Here is a 15,194-nt window from a genome sequence, read left to right on the forward strand (position 1 = left end):
GACTGGCGCCAGCTCGGTGCATTACGAGCCAAGCGCTTGATTATGCGGCGCGAGCCTGGCCTTACCCATGACATTCACCACGCCTTGCCCACGCGACGCTCCAACTTGGTGCAGCTCAACGCACCAATTCGGCGCCAACCGAGGCACCAAATTGGGACAGCCCTGATTTGAGCTCCGCATAGGCGGCGTCCAGCCTGTCAGTCGGCAGGTCCGGTCCGGCCTTGACGCCCAGTTCGATATGGCGCCCCCACTGCGGGTGGTCTACGCTGGGCAGGCTGAAAACCTTGACCCCGGGATGCTCGGCCTCGATCCGCTCCATCAAGGGCGTCAACGTGGCCTCCATGGCGCCGGCGACGATCATTGACAACTCGCGCCCCGGGCAGGCCCGGTGCAGGTCGCGGTGGCGCTCATCCAGCACCCATTCCATCATCGGGTGCGCCATCACAGGGAAGCCGGGCACGAAGTAGACCGTGCCGACGTGGAAGCCGGGGATCTTGTTATAGGGATTGGGGATCAGCGCCGCGCCCGCGGGGAAGACGCCCATCTCGAAGCGCCGCAGCGTATCCGGGTGATCGGCATCCGCAACTTCGCCGCGCTCCGCAGCCATCTGCTGCACACGCTGCCAGATCAACTCGCGCGCCTCTGCATGCAGCGCGAGCTCCCGCCCCAGCGCCGCAGCCGCAGCCTGCCGGGTGTGGTCGTCCGGCGTGGCGCCGATGCCGCCGCAGCTGATCACCAGATCGCCGCTGGCAAAGGCGCGCCGCAGGGCGGAAGTGAGGCGCTCGCGATCGTCGCCGACGTACTCCGCCCAGGACAGACTCATGCCGCGGGCCGACAGGATCTCGATGAAGCGGCTCAGGTGCTTGTCCTGGCGCTTGCCGGAAAGGATTTCGTCGCCGACGACGATCAGGCCGATATTCATGGCAACAAGGGAGGCTGGAGATTGGGGACTGGCAGCACCGCATCCGGCGCAGAAGGCTGGGCGGGCAGCGGCTGCTGCCGGGCCCGCAGATCAGCCAGCGCCGCCAGACAGTAATGGGTGAACCAGAGACTGGAGAAGGCAAACACCAGCGTGTAGAGCCAGATCGTGAGCAGCACCAGGAACGGGGCCAGTACCACGGCCATCATGCTGAAGGCCCAGATCAGCGAAGGCGCCGCACCCAGGTAGCCGGTGATGACACCCATGGTCAGCAGCGGCAGCCGATGCTTGCGCATCACGCTGTCACGTTCCTCGGCACTGGCGTGCTCCGCCAGCGCATCGAAGGCGAAGACCTTGTAGCTGAGCCAGCCCCAGATCAACGGCGGCAGCACCAGCACCAGCGGCGGCACCAGCCACAGCGGCATGCTCAGCACCACCAGCGCTAGCGCGATGAAGGACAGCAGCAGCGACCAGGCGAAACTCTGCCACCAGCCCGCGCCGCGCTTGCGCTCCAGCTGCAGGAAGCGGCGCTCGCCCACCAGCGCCACGATGGACGGCGTCATCATCGTGGCCACCAGCAGCAGGCTCAGCATCAGCACCACCGGCACCGCCAGCGCGATCACCACCAGCGGCGCCATCACCGAGCGAAAGCCCTCGGCGCCCATGCTGTCGAGCCAGCGCAGCAGGCTGCCGACCAGCAGCCAGGACTCGAGCGTGGCACGCACCGAGGCCACCGCCGACTCCCAGAAGAAATACGCCAGGCCCACGCTCAGGCTGGCGGCAATCAGCAGCGGCAGCAGCGACAGCGCGATGACGCGCGGATGCAGGCAGTAGGCAGCGGCGCGCCAGAAGGCATCGCCCAGCCGTCCCATCGTGTCGACCATGGTTTCCTTTGTCGCCTCAGCTCAGACGCTGACGCTGCAAGCATAGCGGCAGCATGGGCCGCAGCCGCTTCACACGACGGGCTGCGGCCGTGGCCGTCAATCGTCGTCGCCGCTCAGAATGCCGCCCAGGATGCCGACGCCGGCCACACCGGCCAGCAGCGAGCCCTGCTCGCGTCCGCCACCACCGGTCTGCGGCGCCGCGGCGAACACGCGCGAGGCCAGACGCGAGAACGGCAGGCTCTGCAGCCAGACCTCGCCCGGTCCGCTGAGCTTGGCCAGGAACAAGCCCTCACCGCCGAACAGCGCCGTCTTGATCTTGCCGACGTATTGGATCTCGAAGTTCACGCTGGGCGTGTAGGCGACCACGCAGCCGGTGTCCACCAGCAGGGTCTGGCCCGGCTGCAGCGAGCGGCGCACCACGGTGCCGCCTGCGTGGACAAAGGCCAGGCCGTCGCCTTCCAGCTTCTGCATGATGAAGCCCTCGCCGCCGAAGAAGCCGGTGGAGAGCTTTTGCTGCAGGGCGATGCCCAGCGAGACGCCGCGCGCCGCGCACAGGAAGGAATCCTTCTGGCAGATCAGCATCCCGCCGAGCTGCTTCAGGTCCATCGGCAGGATCTTGCCCGGATAGGGTGCGGCGAAGGCCACGCGCTGCTTGGCGCCGGCATTGTTGGTGTAGATGGTCGTGAACAGCGACTCGCCGGTGACGAGGCGCTTGCCTGCACCCAGCAACTTGCCGAAGAAGCCGCCCTGCTGCTTGGCGCCATCACCGAAAACCGTGTCCATCTGGATGCCGGCATCCATGAACATCATGCTGCCGGCCTCGCCGATGGCAGCCTCGCCCGGGTCGAGCTCGACCTCGACGAACTGCATCTCGGCGCCCTTGATTTCGTAGTCCACCACATCCATTGCCATCGCGATCTCCTTGCATGAGGGAATTCAAACGGGCGCGATCGTACCCAAGTTTGGAAGTCCGGCCGTGTGACATGCCCTGCCTATACTGATCACATGAGCGCCGACAGCCCATCCGAAGCCCCGCCTGCTGAAACTGCCCTCAAGCCGGGCGACGGCTATGTGCAGTCCTTCGCGCGTGGCCTGTCGGTGATCCGGGCCTTCAGCGCCGAGGCACCACGGCAGACCCTGACCGAAGTGGCCAAACGCTGCGGCCTGACTCGCGCCGGCGCTCGCCGCATCCTGCTGACGCTGGAAACGCTGGGCTATGTGAAGAGCGAAGGCCGGCTGTTCTCGCTAACGCCCAAGATCCTGGACCTCGGCTTCGCCTATCTCTCGTCGCAACCGCTGTGGCAATTTGCCGAGCCGGTGATGCAGAATCTGGTGGCCGACCTGAAGGAGTCCTGCTCGGCCGCGGTGCTCGAAGGCAGCGACATCGTCTACGTGCTGCGCGTGCCGGCGCGCAAGATCATGAGCATCAACCTGGGCCTGGGCAGCCGCCTGCCGGCCTGGTGCACCTCGATGGGCCGCGTGTTGCTGGCCGGGCTGTCGGATGCCGAGTTGCTGGCCTATCTGGATGCGGTCGAATTGCGCCCGCTGACGGCGCGCACCGTTGCCAGCAAGGACGATTTGCGCCAGCGCATCGAGACGGCCCGCACACAGGGCTGGTGCCTGATCAACCAGGAGCTGGAAGAAGGCTTGGTCTCGCTGGCGGCCCCGATCCGTGACCGCAACGGCCAAGTGCTGGCCGCGCTCAATGTCAGCGGCCAGTTCAACCGCACACCGCCGGATGCGATGGTGGCGCATTGCCTTCCGCGCCTGCTGGAGGCGGCGGCGCAGATTTCTAGGTTGTTGCAGTTGAAGAGTTGAGGCAGCGAGGCGACCTTTCGCCTAGTGGGCAGGGGCAGTCGTCGTCCTTTGCCTGCCACGCCGCCCCGGCCAGCCCACGTGAGACGTAGGCCGGCGTTCGTCAGGCGTCAGACAGCCCCCGGGGCTGTCCTCGATCCTGACTCTCCCCGGCCAGTCGGCTTGCAGGCCGACTGGCGTGAGTGAGGCACGAAACAGCCCGCAGGGGCTGTTTCGTGTCCGCACTCACCCCATGTGCAGCCCGCCGTTGCAGCTGAAGTCGGCGCCGGTGGTGAAGCCGGAATCCTCGCCTGCCAGCCAGGCCACGATGGCCGCGATTTCCTCGGGCTTGCCCAGGCGCTTGACCGGGATGGTGGAGATGATCTTCTCCAGCACGTCCTCGCGCACCGCCTTGACCATGTCGGTGGCGATATAGCCCGGGCTCACAGTGTTGACCGTCACGCCCTTGGCTGCCAGCTCCTGCGCCAGCGCCATCGTGAAACCGTGCATGCCGGCCTTGGCTGCCGAGTAATTGGTCTGGCCCGCCTGACCCTTCTCGCCATTGACCGACGAGATCTGGATGATGCGGCCCCAGCCCTTTTCTACCATGCCCGGCGCCACCTGCTTGGTGACGTTGAACATGCTGTTGAGGTTGGTGTCGATCACCGCACGCCAGTCGTCCGGCGACATCTTCAGGAACATGCGGTCCCGTGTGATGCCGGCGTTGTTGACCAGCACATCGATGGGGCCATGCTCGGCGACCGCCTTCTGGAAGGCCGCCACGGTGGACTCCCAATCAGCCACATTGCCGACCGAAGCGTAGAAGGTGTAGCCCAGTGCGGCTTGCTCGCTGAGCCACTTGTCGTAGTCGCGGCTCGGGCCGCAGCCCGCAATGACCTTGAAGCCCTCCTTGTGCAGACGTTGGCAGATCGAGGTGCCGATGCCACCCATGCCGCCGGTCACATATGCGATTTTCTTGCTCATAGCTTGTCTCTCCTGCGCCTCCAGGGCTCACTGCTTGTGCCTCGCCAGCGCCGCGTCATGCGCCGTGATTCGAGGCCCTATGTCTCAACGAAGACGCGCCCTCAGCCTCCCGCATGCCCGACACAGGGTCAAGCGGGTTGCACCTGACAGGGTTTTCTTTAGCGCTCCACCGTCAGCGCCACGCCCATGCCACCGCCGATGCACAGCGAGGCGATGCCGCGCTTGGCATCGCGGCGCTGCATCTCGTGCAGCAGCGTGACGAGGATGCGGGCGCCCGAGGCGCCGATCGGGTGGCCCAGCGCGATCGCGCCGCCATTGACATTCACCTTGCTGGTGTCCCAGCCCATCTCGGCATGCACCGCGCAGGCTTGCGCCGCGAACGCCTCATTAATCTCCAGCAGGTCCAGGTCCTGCGGCTTCCAGCCGGCGCGCTCCAGCGCCTTCTTTGCGGCCGGCACCGGGCCCATGCCCATATAGGCCGGGTCCAGGCCCGCGCTGGCATAGGAGGCGATGCGAGCCAGCGGCGTGAGGCCGAGCGCCGCCGCTTTCTTGGCACTCATCACCAGCAGCGCCGCGGCGCCGTCATTCAGGCCCGAGGCATTCCCGGCGGTGACGCTGCCGGCCTTGTCGAAGGCCGGACGCAGCCCGGCCAGCGCTTCGGCGTTGGTCTTGCGGTTGATGTACTCATCGGCATCGACCACCAGCGCATCGCCCTTCTTCTGCGGGATCAGCACGGGCACGATCTCGTCCTTGAAGCGGCCGGCATCCTGCGCCGCGGCCGCCTTCAGCTGAGAGGCCAGCGCCAGCGCGTCCTGCGTCTCGCGGCTGATGCCGTACTTCTTGGCCACGTTCTCGGCCGTGATGCCCATGTGGTACTGGTTGTAGACGTCCCACAGGCCGTCGACGATCATGGTGTCGACCAGCTTCCAGTCGCCCATGCGCTGGCCATCGCGCGAGCCCGGCAGCACATGCGGCGACAGGCTCATGCTCTCCTGGCCGCCGGCGATCACGATGTCGCTGTCGCCATCGCGGATAGCTTGCGCCGCCAGCATCACTGCCTTCAGGCCCGAGCCGCAGACCTTGTTGATGGTCATGGCCGGCACATGGTCCGGCAGACCGGACTTGATCACCGTCTGGCGCGCAGGGTTCTGGCCGCAGCCCGCCTGCAGCACCTGGCCGAGGATCACCTCGCCCACCTGTGCGCCATCCAGGCCGCTGCGGCGCAGCAGGTCCTTCACGACGGTGGCGCCCAGCTCGACCGCCGGGGTCTTGGCCAAGGCACCGCCGAACTTGCCGATGGCAGTGCGGGCTGCGGCAACGATCACGATATCGCTCATCTCAGTCTCCTTGCTTGATGTTTCGGGGCGGCCGGCTCAAGCCTTCTGCTTGACGTAGCGGCCTGGAGCGGGCTCGATGGACTTGTACTTGCGGCTGCCAGGCGTCTTGGGCGCGGCCTTCTGGCTACCGGCATGGCTGGCCAACCAGGCGGACCAATCGGTCCACCAGCTGCCCGGATGCTCGGTCGCCGCGTCAAACCACTTCTGGTGCTCGGCCGGCAGGGCGGTGCTCTTGCCGATCCAGTGGCTGCGCTTGCCCTTGGCCGGCGGGTTGATCACGCCGGCGATATGGCCTGACGCGCCCAGCACGAAGCGCTTCTTGCCCTTGAAAACCTGGGTCGAGCGGTAGGCGCTGTCCCAGGGCACGATGTGATCCTCACGCGAACCATAGATGTAGACCGGCGCCTCGATCTTGCCGAGGTCCAGCGCCTCGCCGCAGACCGTGAGCTTGCCCGGCTGCTTCAGCTCGTTCTGCAGATAGGTGTGGCGCAGATACCAGCAATACATCGGCCCGGACATATTGGTCGCGTCGCCGTTCCAGTACAGCAGGTCGAAGGCCGGCGGGGCCTCGCCCTTCAGGTAGTTGCCGACCACGTAGTTCCAGACCAGATCGTTCGGGCGCAGGAAGCTGAAGGTTGTGGCCAGTTCCTTTCCCTTGAGCAGGCCCGGCCCCTTGGGGCTCTGCTCCCCAATGGTCATCTCGCGCAGCCGAACCGAGCCCTCATCGACGAACAGGTCCAGCACGCCATTGCTGCTGAAGTCGATCAGCGTGGTCAGCAAGGTGACACTGGCCGCCGGCTGCTCACCCCGCGCGGCCAGCACGCCCAGCGCCGTGGCCAGAATGGTGCCGCCGACGCAGAAGCCCAAGGTGTCGATGGTCTCGGTGCCGGAGATCTCCTGCACCACCGAGATCGCCTTGATGGCAGCCTTCTCGATGTAGTCGTCCCAGGTCCAGGCCGCGCAGCTCTCATCCGGATTGCGCCAGCTGACCACGAACACGCGGTGGCCTTGGCTCACCGCATAACGAATCAGAGAGTTGTCCGGCTGCAAGTCCAGGATGTAGTACTTGTTGATGCAGGGCGGCACCATCAGCAAGGGCCGCTCGAACACCTTGGCCGTCAGCGGCTTGTATTCGATCAGCTGCAAGAACTCGTTCTCGAAGACGATGTCGCCCTCAGTGGTGGCCACATTGCGGCCCACCTCGAAGGCGCTCTCATCGGTCTGCGAGACATGCCCGCGCTGGATGTCGGCCCACAGCTGCTGCACGCCTTTGGCCAGGCTTTCGCCCTGGGTGTCCAGCGCCAGCTTCAAGGCCTCGGGGTTGAGCGCCAGATAGTTGCTCGGCGAGGCGGCATCGACCCACTGCTGCACCGCGAAGCGGATGCGCGAACGGGTTTTCTCGTCGCCTTCGACCTGCTCGGCCATCTGCTGCAGCGTGCGCGCATTGAGCAGGTAGAGCTGGGTCACGAAGCTGCTGGCCGGGTTCTCGCCCCAGGCTGGCGATGCGAATCGCTTGTCGGACAGCTTCGGCGCAGCATGGCCGGTCTGCACCGAGGCGTTCCATAGCTCTGAAGCCTTTTTCAGGTACTCCGCCTGCAAGGAAGCCAAGGACTGGGCGGGTATCTGCAAGCCCGCGACCGATTTCCACATCTCGCCCATCTGGGCGGCCATCTCGGCCACGCCGGCCATGCCCTCGGGGCCGGTACCGGGGGCGTTCGCAGAGGAATTGCGCTGCTTTTTCATGGGTCTCCTGTCGGGCATGGGCCGGCTCTGTGACGATGAGCCGGTCCTCCAATCATGCAGGCAAAAAGCCTGCCATGAGCCCTATGCCCAATGTTGTACGCTCGCGAACTTACCTTCTGATGACAAGCAACGCATGTACCTGGTCGCGATCGCCTGGATTTACGTGGCACTGATGATGGCGCTGGCTGAAGCCACCAGCACCCAAGGCACGGTGCTCGGCGCGATATTCACCTTCTTGCTGTACGGTGTGCTGCCGATTTCCATCGTCATGTACGTAATGGCCACGCCTGCTCGGCGCGAGGCACGCCGTCGGGCCGAGGCTGCGCAGGCGCAGGCAGCAGCAGCACCAGCCGATGAGGTCGCCGCGCCCATGACTTCAGCGCAGCCGGATGGCAGCGACCATGCGGCCGCTGGGGGGCTCGCGGCGGAACGAAAAGAACCGTGATGCGTCGCTGACGGTGCACCACTGGCCGCCGCTGATGGCAGACAGGCCCAGCGCACGCAGCCGCCGCCGGGCCAGCTCGGCCAGATCGGCGCGCCAGCGCGGCTCACCCTGCGCATTGGGCCGGTAGGCGAACAAGCAGGGGTCAGGTCTTGCCGGTTCGGCGCCAAAGGCGCGCAGCACCTCCTCCCCCACCTCGAAAGCCTCAGGGCCTATGCAGGCGCCCAGCCAGGCCTGGATGTCGGCCGGCGCGCAGGCGGCCTCCTCGCACAGCGCTTCGACCGTGCGCTCCAGCACGCCAGCGGCCAAGCCGCGCCAGCCGGCATGGGCGCCACCCACAGCGCGCGGCGCGGCAAACAGCACCGGCAGGCAGTCGGCCGCCATGATGGCCACCGCCACATCGCGGTGGCGACTGACGGCTGCATCGGCCGGCGGCGTTATGGCGCCGGGCACTCCCATCTCAGGACTGAGCCGCAGCACCTCGACGCCATGAACCTGATGCAGGAACACGGCCGGCGCGCCGATCGCCTCGCACACCCGGGCGCGGTTGTGCGCCACGGCCTGCGGATCGTCCTGCACCGCACGGCCCACATTCATGCTGGACAAGCCACCGGTGCTGATGCCACCGGCACGCGTGGTCATGAAGGCCTGTACCTGCGGCAGATCCCAGTCGGGCAGCAGCCAGTCGGGGTGCAAAGCAGGCCGCGCCGGGCTCAGCGGCTCACTCGGCATCCGGGCAGGCGCTCGGCTGGGTCTTGGCAAAGGCGTCCAGCGCCATGCAGTGCTCGAACACGGTCATCACGGTCGGCAGATGGTCGAGCCGGCAGTCAAAGCGCTGCGCATTGAAGATCTGCGGCACCAGAACGCAGTCCGCCAGGCCGGGCATGTCGCCATGGCAGAAACGGCCGGTCTGGCCGTCCTTCAGGCGGCGCTCGAGCGCCTCCAGCCCGGTCTCGACCCAGTGCCGGTACCAGCGGTTCTTGTTGTCCTCGCTGACGCCCATCTCCTTGACCAGATAGCGCAGCACGCGCAGATTGTTCAGCGGATGGATCTCGCAGGCGATGTCCTGGGCCAGCGCGCGCACGCGGGCCCGCCCCAGCGCATCGGCCGGCAGCAGCGGCGGCTCGGGGTGGGTCTCGTCCAGGTATTCGATGATGGCCATCGACTGGGTGACGACCGCATCGTCGTCACGCAGCAGCGGCACCAGACGCGCCGCCGAGACGTCGGCATAGGCCTCGTTGAATTGCTCGTTCTTCGCCAGGTGAACGGCGCGGTAGTCGTAGTCCAGGCCCTTCAGCGCCAGTGCGATGCGCACGCGGTACGAGGCCGAAGAGCGGAAGTAGTTGAAGAGTTCCATGGCTTGATGATGCCACGCAGGCGGCGACGCCAACAGCGCCTCGCCGCTACACTGAAGCCATGTTGATCACCCGCCGTTTCAAGCATTGCCCCAGCTGCGGCGCTGCCGTCAGCTACCAGGTGCCGGCCGACGACAACCGTGAGCGCGCCACCTGCCCGGCCTGCGCCAGCGTGCACTATGAAAACCCCATCAATGTGGTCGGCACGCTGCCGATCTGGGGCGAGCAGGTGCTGCTGTGCCGGCGCAATATCGAGCCGCGTTACGGCTTCTGGACGCTGCCGGCGGGTTTTCTGGAACTGGGCGAAACCAGCGCCGAAGGGGCGCTGCGCGAGACCGACGAGGAGGCCGGCGCCGAGATCGAGCTGCAGAACCTGTACTGCCTGCTCAATGTGGTGCGGGTCGGCCAGATCCATCTCTACTACCGCGCCCGCCTGCTGTCGGACCGCTTCAATCCCGGCCCCGAAACCATCGAGGCCCGGCTATTCCATGAGCACGAAGTGCCCTGGGACGAACTGGCCTTCCGCACCGTGCGGGAGACGCTGCAACGCTATTTCGACGACCGACGCGCCGGCCGCGAATTCGCACTGCACTGCGCCGATATCGGCTGAACCGTCGCCCTCAGCGCGCGGCCTGCGCCGTGGCCCAGGGGCCAGTCACGCCGTCGATCTCACAGTCCCACAGCGCCTGTACGTCCATCGGATCGACCAGGCCCTCGGCATGCACCTGCAAGGCCAGACTGCGCAGCATGATGACCATGCCGCGCACGAAAGCCGCGCGGGCCGCGTCGCCTGACACGCCCACCACCACCGACTTGTCCAGCTTCACATAGTCCAGCCCGGCCTGATACAGGCGCTCGACCTGGGCCAGGCCGGCGCCGGCATGCTCGATGCCCAGCTTCACGCCCAGCGGACGCAGCTGACGCCCCATCTCGTGCAGCAGATCGAAATGCTGCGTCGCTGCGCCTTCGGCCAGTTCGAGGCCCAGCTTGCGCGCCGCCTGCGGCGACTGGAACACCAGCTCGCGCAGTCGCGCCACAAAACCGCCGTCCAGCAGGGAGGCCGGCGCCACGTTGATGCAGCGCATGCGGCCGTCCAGCGCGATCGCTTCCAGTGCCAGCGTCACCGCCTGCAGATCCACCTCGGCGGTCAAGCGGCTGCGCACGGCCAAGGGCAGCCAGCGCGCCGCGTTCTCGAAGCCGCCGTCAGCGCTGAGCTGCAGCTGCAGTGGGCATTCAAGATGCAGCAGCGCGCCCTGCCCGTCCAGCACCGGGTACTCCAGCAGCCGGCTGCGGCGCTGCTGCAGCGCCTCGGCGATCTGCGCATGCCAGGCGCGCTCACCCTGCACCCGTTCGGCTGAAGGGTGGCGCAGCGCTTCCACCGGGAAGCCGCTGCGCGACTCGGCCTGGGCCAAAGCGGTATCAGCGGCGGCGAACCAGTCGCTGATCGGCCGCTCCCGCGCCAGCTCGACAGCACCCAGCGCCACCTGCACGCCGCTGCCAAAGGCCGGCAGGCTGGCGCGCAAAGCTTCGGCCAGGGCCTCGGCGGTTTCCGCCGCCACATCCGGCGCCGGCAACCACAAGGCGAAGTCGGCACCATTCAAGCGCCCCGCAAGGCAGCCCTTGACGCGCTCAGGATAGACCTGCACCGCATGCGCCACCGCCACCAAGGCCTGATCCACCAGGACGCGGCCGAGTCGTTGATTCAGACCGGCCAGATCGCGCAGGCGCAGCAGGATCAGCCCGCCATGCGTCGGGCCCTCATCCCGGCTCAGCACCGAATCGAACTCGGCCAGGAAATGCTTGCGATGACTCATGCCGGTCAGCACATCGCAATGCGCCTGGGTGCGCAGCACGTCCAGCTGCTCCGACTGGGCCTCGAACATCTGCTTCAGGCGCAGGACCATCGCGTTCATCGCCTGGGTAAGCCGGCGCAGCTCGGGCACCGTGGATTCCTCCACCGTCGTGAAGTGCCCGTCGACCAAACCCTGGGCCTGGGCCACCGTGCGGTCCAGCGGGCGGCGGATGCGCGACAAGACGAGCAAAGCCGCACCGCCCGCGAGCACCCCGATGCTGAGCAGCACCAGCGCAGTGCGCCAGGTCGCGCGCCACAACTCGTCGTGGCCATACGCCGAGTGGCTGAGCACCTCAACCGAGCCGGCGTTCTTCCAGCCGTCGGACACCTTGGCCACACCGGCCTTCAAATCGATCGGCGTCAGCGCCACAAACCAGGCAGGCGCACGGCTGGCGCGCCCCGGCATGGTGCGCTCGACGCCCACCGTGCCATCGGCACGCAGCCAGCGCAGACTCGCATAGTGGCCGGTGTCGAACTGAGCCGTCAGCACCAGCGACATCAGCTCGGCATCGCCGCCCTGCTGCGACATGGCCAGCGCCAGTGCCGCGGCGTTGTCGCTGTTCTTGACCTGCAGCTGAGTCTGCAGCAGTGAGCGCATCGCGCCGGTCGACACCGCCACGCTGCCGATCAGCGAGGCCAGCACCGCACCCAGCACCAGGAACCAGACTTGACGTATCAGCGACATGGCGCCATCCCCAACGGTTTGTTCATCATCATCAGAATCCCTCTGCCCTGACCTTGGCCAGCGCATCCCTCCACAAGGACAGGCGCGCTACCGGGTTGCCCGCGCTCGCACTGCCCACGCCTTCCCACAGGCCTTCGCCATTGAAGCTGAAGACAGGCTGCAGATCGGGCCGTCGGCCAGCCGGCAACACGGCGGTCTGCAGATTGTCCAGAATCAGCGGCTCGGCATCCGGCTGGCTGTAATAGGCCAGCACCATATGGGCCTGGCGGCGCCCATCCAGCATCGCACGCACATAGACCAGGCGCAGCCGCGCCTCGGGAACGCCGGCCGCCAGCAGACTGAAATACTTGGCGATCGCGTAGTCCTCGCAGTCGCCCTGGCCTTTTTCCAGCGTCTCCAGCGGGCTGGCCCAGTAGTCGATACGACCCCAGGTCTCGGTGTCTTCGCGAAACGCGATGCGCTGATTGAAGAAATCATTGACCAGCGCCAGACGCTGGGCATCGCTGACCTGTGCTGCGCGCTCGACCAGTGGAAGCAGCGAACGCGCGCCGGCCAGGGCACGCGGGCCCATCCGTGCAGCGGACTCCAGCACCTTGTCGCTGTCCCAGGCTTCGGCCACCACGCTGAACTGCATCAGTGACAGGCCGAGCGCCAAGCCGCCGGCGGCCCGCAGCAGCCAGCCGGGGCAACGCCGGGCGGACAGGCCTGTGACAAGTGCGGGGGGTGGCTGAGCCGGCGCCATAGCCAAGGCACTGTACCGTGCCATCAAGAATGGAGCGAAGGACTCGCCGTGCATTACTGCCGATCCGGCGCCCGTGCGCCTTGAGATAATTCCGGACAACCCATGCTCAGGGCAATGCCTTGCCGCCCCCCCTATGAAGACCCAGGCGATACGCCAAGAACTCGATCAGGCGCGCGAGCGCGGTGCGCTGCGCCAGATCGTGATCCCCCCCTGCCCTGAACTGCTGGTTCGTCTGCAGGATGCGATGTCGCAGCCCGAGGCCGACCTGACCGAAGTGGCGCGCATCGCCGCCAGTGATGTGGCCATGTCGGCCACGCTGCTGCGCGCCGCCAACAGCAGCCTGCACATGCCGCCGGGCAGCCAGCCCTGCACCACGGTCGGTCAGGCGCTGACCCGCATCGGCCTGGACGAGACTGCGGCACTGATGACCGCCTTTCTGGTCAAGCACGCCATCCCAGTCAACAGCCCGCACCTCGCGCGCTTCTGGGAGCGCTCCACCAAGCGTGCCATCGCCTGCGCCTTCATCGCGCGCCAGTTGCCAGGGGTCTCGCCCGATCTGGCGCACACCTATGGCCTGTTCTGCCACGTCGGCATGCCGGTCTTGCTGCAAAGCGTGCGCGGCTATGGCTCGACGATGGTGGAGGCCGCGGCACGCATTGACCGCCCCTACATCGCCACCGAGAACGCCAACCACAAGACCGACCATGCCGTGGTCGGCGCGCTGGTGATCCGGGCCTGGAATATGGCGCCGCAGATCATGGCGGCCATCCGTCTGCACCACGACTACAGCGCTCTGGGCAATGCCGACATCGAGGCCGAGATCCACACCCTGGTGGCTGCCGGCCTCGTCGCCGAGCACCTGATGCGCCGGCACGAAACCCTGCCGGAAGATGCCGACTGGAAGAGCAACTGCCATGTGGCCATGGATTGGCTGCAGATCACGGCGGACGATCTGGAGCAGTGGGACGAACAGCTGCGTCCGCTGCTGGACGACGCCTGAGCGCAGCGCCGCGATGCTGCTGCAGCGGTCTTCGCCGGGCTGAAGCGGCGCGCCTTGCCAAGCAGAAAGTCCGCCGTTATGGTGTGACCAAGGAAGTCGCACGCATGACGTACTGATCGAGGAGATCGCGATGAAGCTGCTGATGCCCCAGCTGGCCTTCTGCATACTGGGACTGTGCTTCGTTCTGGCGGCCCAGGCCCAGACATGCCGCAGCCTGATCGCCTCGGGGAACCCGCAGTACCCGCCCTATCTCTGGCAGTCACCTCGCGACGAGGCGCGCCTGATCGGCGCGAATGCCGAGCTGATGGAATGGCTGGCCGACGAGATCGGCGTGCCGATCGAGACCCGGCACATCGGCAACTGGGCACGAGTTCAAGAAGAAGCCCGAGCCGGGCGCGTGGATCTGATTGCCGGCGCCTTCTTCACGCTGCCCCGCACGGAGTACCTGGATTACGCCCACCCGCCGTTCCGCGACACCCGCTCGGTGGTGATCGTGCGTGAAGCGAAGCGCATCACCTTCAAGCGCTGGGAGGATCTGGTGCCGCTCAAAGGCCTCACGGTGGTGAACAACAGCCTGGGCCAGGCCTTCGACAAGTTCGCGGCCGACTCGCTCAGCATGACCAAGGTCAGCAATCTGGAGAAGGGCCTGCAGATGCTGGAGCTCGGCCGCGGCGACTACCTGGTCTACGAGGACAGCCCGGCTGAAGCCTTCATCGCGCGCATGGGTATCAAGGGCCTGCGCCTGCTGCAGCCGCCGGTGGCGCAAGAACAGCTGTACATCGCCATCTCGCATCGTTCGGCCTGCAACACGCCGGAGTTGCGCGGTGCGATTGCCCGGGCAATGTCCAAGCTGCGCCAGACAAAGCTGATGCTCACCTTCGTCGAGCGGGCGGTGCAGACCTGGCGCCTGCAGCAGCAAGAGCCCGCCAAGCCTCAGTGACGGGCGAAGCGAAAGCTCAGGCGGGCGCGGAGCGCAGGCCGTAGATGCGGCCCTGGGCGAACAGGTACTCCACCCGCAAGACGGGCTCGCCGCGCTCTCCGGCGAAGGAGAAGCCCAGCAACTCCAGCGCATCGCCGGCCTTAATTTCGGCCACGCCCCAGGCCTGCATGCGCGTCAGCGGCGCCAGCTCGATCTGCCAGCGCCGATCACGCCGCGTCGGCAGCTGCGCCTTCGCCAGCAGGGCCGATCCATCAACCGGGGCCGTCTGCCGCGGCAGCAGGCGCTGCTTCAGATCTGCAGGCAGGCTCAGGTTCTCGGCCAGATCCAGCTCAAGTTCGGCATGCGGGTTGCGCCAGGCGACCTTCAGCGCCTTGCCGGCCAGGTAGATCGGCCGCTCCTGATCGAAGCTGCTCCAGCCATGGTGGGCGCGAACCCAGGCGGGCAGCGCCAGCAAGGCAGTGCCCGCCAGAAGCTGGCGGCGATGGACGAGAAGAGCGGCGCACGTCATCGGTATCTC

Annotated in this window: 16 protein-coding genes; 5 read left to right on the top strand and 11 right to left on the bottom strand. The window is 66.8% G+C overall.

Annotation, left to right across the window (positions count from 1 at the left end; genetic code table 11):
• Positions 1-115: 115 nt before the first annotated feature.
• The 3 genes from ACIQ67_RS00455 to ACIQ67_RS00465 all read right to left on the bottom strand — a co-directional run bounded on the left by ACIQ67_RS00455 (position 116) and on the right by ACIQ67_RS00465 (position 2,715).
• Entirely contained in the window at positions 116-922 is an 807-nt protein-coding gene (locus ACIQ67_RS00455) for a competence/damage-inducible protein A (RefSeq protein WP_397532367.1), read from the bottom strand.
• Entirely contained in the window at positions 919-1,803 is an 885-nt protein-coding gene (locus ACIQ67_RS00460) for an EI24 domain-containing protein (RefSeq protein WP_397532368.1), read from the bottom strand. Before ACIQ67_RS00460 ends, ACIQ67_RS00455 begins: the two co-directional genes overlap by 4 nt.
• Positions 1,804-1,899: 96 nt before the next feature.
• Positions 1,900-2,715 carry a TIGR00266 family protein gene (locus ACIQ67_RS00465; RefSeq protein WP_397532369.1) on the bottom strand — a complete coding sequence of 272 codons (816 nt, stop codon included), beginning with the start codon at positions 2,713-2,715 and terminating at the stop codon, positions 1,900-1,902.
• A gap of 93 nt (positions 2,716-2,808) precedes the next feature.
• Here ACIQ67_RS00465 and ACIQ67_RS00470 point away from each other — a divergent pair, with 93 nt between their 5' ends.
• Positions 2,809-3,621: an IclR family transcriptional regulator gene (locus ACIQ67_RS00470; protein WP_397532370.1), complete on the top strand. Its 813-nt coding sequence runs from the start codon at positions 2,809-2,811 to the stop codon at positions 3,619-3,621.
• Positions 3,622-3,843: 222 nt separating this feature from the next.
• Here ACIQ67_RS00470 and phbB read toward each other — a convergent pair whose 3' ends face one another.
• The 3 genes from phbB to phaC all read right to left on the bottom strand — a co-directional run bounded on the left by phbB (position 3,844) and on the right by phaC (position 7,607).
• Entirely contained in the window at positions 3,844-4,581 is a 738-nt protein-coding gene (gene phbB / locus ACIQ67_RS00475; protein ID WP_397532371.1) for an acetoacetyl-CoA reductase, read from the bottom strand.
• Between the two features lie 158 nt (positions 4,582-4,739).
• Complete coding sequence (locus ACIQ67_RS00480) at positions 4,740-5,918, bottom strand: acetyl-CoA C-acetyltransferase (RefSeq protein ID WP_397532372.1); 1,179 nt, start codon at positions 5,916-5,918, stop codon at positions 4,740-4,742.
• Between the two features lie 36 nt (positions 5,919-5,954).
• Positions 5,955-7,607, bottom strand: a complete 1,653-nt coding sequence (phaC, locus tag ACIQ67_RS00485) for a class I poly(R)-hydroxyalkanoic acid synthase (protein ID WP_397532419.1) — start codon at positions 7,605-7,607, stop codon at positions 5,955-5,957.
• Between the two features lie 187 nt (positions 7,608-7,794).
• On the opposite strand from phaC, the gene ACIQ67_RS00490 reads away from it, so the two are divergent.
• Entirely contained in the window at positions 7,795-8,106 is a 312-nt protein-coding gene (locus ACIQ67_RS00490) for a hypothetical protein (protein WP_397532373.1), read from the top strand.
• Here ACIQ67_RS00490 and pgeF read toward each other — a convergent pair.
• Both pgeF and maiA read right to left on the bottom strand, forming a co-directional pair.
• The gene (gene pgeF, locus ACIQ67_RS00495; protein ID WP_397532374.1) at positions 8,038-8,835 is read right to left on the bottom strand and encodes a peptidoglycan editing factor PgeF; all 798 of its coding nucleotides are present in this window, start codon (positions 8,833-8,835) and stop codon (positions 8,038-8,040) included. The two genes, ACIQ67_RS00490 and pgeF, sit on opposite strands and share 69 nt — an antisense overlap.
• Positions 8,825-9,460: a maleylacetoacetate isomerase gene (maiA, locus tag ACIQ67_RS00500; protein ID WP_397532375.1), complete on the bottom strand. Its 636-nt coding sequence runs from the start codon at positions 9,458-9,460 to the stop codon at positions 8,825-8,827. Before maiA ends, pgeF begins: the two co-directional genes overlap by 11 nt.
• A 59-nt stretch (positions 9,461-9,519) precedes the next feature.
• Between maiA and ACIQ67_RS00505 the strand changes: the two genes are divergently transcribed.
• Positions 9,520-10,068 (top strand): NUDIX hydrolase, encoded by a 549-nt coding sequence (locus tag ACIQ67_RS00505; protein WP_397532376.1) that lies wholly within the window; start codon positions 9,520-9,522, stop codon positions 10,066-10,068.
• Between the two features lie 10 nt (positions 10,069-10,078).
• On the opposite strand, the gene ACIQ67_RS00510 is transcribed toward ACIQ67_RS00505, so the two are convergent.
• Together ACIQ67_RS00510 and ACIQ67_RS00515 are read right to left on the bottom strand one after the other, a co-directional pair.
• Positions 10,079-11,995: a LapD/MoxY N-terminal periplasmic domain-containing protein gene (locus ACIQ67_RS00510; protein ID WP_397532377.1), complete on the bottom strand. Its 1,917-nt coding sequence runs from the start codon at positions 11,993-11,995 to the stop codon at positions 10,079-10,081.
• A gap of 31 nt (positions 11,996-12,026) precedes the next feature.
• Entirely contained in the window at positions 12,027-12,761 is a 735-nt protein-coding gene (locus ACIQ67_RS00515) for a transglutaminase-like cysteine peptidase (protein ID WP_397532378.1), read from the bottom strand.
• A gap of 109 nt (positions 12,762-12,870) precedes the next feature.
• Here ACIQ67_RS00515 and ACIQ67_RS00520 point away from each other — a divergent pair, with 109 nt between their 5' ends.
• Both ACIQ67_RS00520 and ACIQ67_RS00525 read left to right on the top strand, forming a co-directional pair.
• Complete coding sequence (locus tag ACIQ67_RS00520) at positions 12,871-13,737, top strand: HDOD domain-containing protein (protein WP_397532379.1); 867 nt, start codon at positions 12,871-12,873, stop codon at positions 13,735-13,737.
• Between the two features lie 130 nt (positions 13,738-13,867).
• The gene (locus ACIQ67_RS00525) at positions 13,868-14,677 is read left to right on the top strand and encodes a substrate-binding periplasmic protein (protein ID WP_397532380.1); all 810 of its coding nucleotides are present in this window, start codon (positions 13,868-13,870) and stop codon (positions 14,675-14,677) included.
• 16 nt (positions 14,678-14,693) lie between these two features.
• Here the strand turns inward: ACIQ67_RS00525 and ACIQ67_RS00530 are convergent, their stop codons facing one another.
• Positions 14,694-15,185, bottom strand: a complete 492-nt coding sequence (locus tag ACIQ67_RS00530; RefSeq protein WP_397532381.1) for a DUF6152 family protein — start codon at positions 15,183-15,185, stop codon at positions 14,694-14,696.
• Positions 15,186-15,194: the final 9 nt, after the last annotated feature.

The sequence above is a fragment of the Roseateles sp. genome, from assembly GCF_044373315.1.
GTDB lineage: Bacteria > Pseudomonadota > Gammaproteobacteria > Burkholderiales > Burkholderiaceae_C > JACDQM01.